Genomic DNA, 255 nt, shown 5'->3' with positions numbered 1-255 from the left:
GCTACCGTTTCTCTGAGCGTGATTTTATGTCGATGTCAGATTACTTAAATGCGAGGGAAACAGGTCAGCGCTACGGTGGCAGCAAAGAACTCTACACCATTTCATTGAATAAGAACTTCAGTGACATAGGTATTTCATTATATGCGAATTACAACCACCAGACCTATTGGGATCGTCCAAGTAATGACTATTACAGCATCATGATCTCGAAATATATGGATATTGGTTCGATTAAAAATGTCAGTGTGAACCTGT

Annotated in this window: 1 protein-coding gene; it reads left to right on the top strand. The window is 39.6% G+C overall.

The annotated features are described in order from the left end of the window. The coding region (locus AAZR93_RS21740) for a fimbria/pilus outer membrane usher protein (RefSeq protein ID WP_434721057.1) at positions 1-255 on the top strand (255 nt) is incomplete at both ends.

The sequence above is a fragment of the Providencia sp. Je.9.19 genome (assembly GCF_051129765.1).
Classification (GTDB): Bacteria; Pseudomonadota; Gammaproteobacteria; order Enterobacterales; family Enterobacteriaceae; genus Providencia.
The sequence above is the reverse complement of the archived record's forward strand: the minus strand, read 5'-3'. Positions and strand labels throughout refer to the sequence as shown.